The 674-nt window shown below is 47.5% G+C and carries 1 protein-coding gene; it reads right to left on the reverse strand.

What is annotated here, in order from left to right; genetic code table 11:
• Positions 1-674, reverse strand: a 674-nt coding sequence (locus tag B4237_RS07590; RefSeq protein WP_286942519.1) for a biotin/lipoyl-containing protein, incomplete at both ends; no start/stop codon positions are given.

Raw genomic sequence — 674 nt, forward strand, 5'->3', positions numbered from 1 at the left:
TGAGCTTTTGGTGCTGCTGGAGCGGCAGCCTGACCACTCACCTCAATCGTTGCCAAAGCCACGCCTTGACGAACTTCTTGATTCGCAGAGACATGGATTGCTTTTACAATCCCCGCCACTGAACTTGGCACTTCAACAGACGCTTTATCTGACTCAACCACGCATAGGCTTTGTTGAGCTTCAACGCGATCACCGACATTGACCAAAATTTCTGAAACAATTGCTTTTTCTACACCTAGATCAGGCACTTCAATTTCAACATTACCTGTTGAGGTATTGCTTGCAGCTGGTGCTTCTATAGTTGCGACTGACGCTTCTGTTTGAGCAGGGGCTGCTTGTGGTTCAGATGAAGTTGCAGCGCTCTCAGTCTTGACCTGAACCAATACCACGCCTTCTTTGATGCTGTCGCCTTCTTTAATCTGGATCGCTTCGACAATCCCAGCAACCGAGCTTGGTACTTCTACAGTCGCCTTGTCCGATTCAACCACCACAATACTTTGTTCAGGTTCAATCTGATCACCGACTTTGACCAGTACTTCTGCAACCAATGCTTTTTCTACACCAATATCTGGAACTTTTACATCCACAACCTGACTTGCTGTCGCTGTTGGAGCGGCAGCTGGTTGTGCTTTTGTTTCAGCTTCAACAGGTTTTGCTTCTGCTTTTGGCGCTTC

The organism is Acinetobacter sp. UBA6526 (assembly GCF_002434875.1).
Classification (GTDB): Bacteria; Pseudomonadota; Gammaproteobacteria; order Pseudomonadales; family Moraxellaceae; genus Acinetobacter; species Acinetobacter venetianus.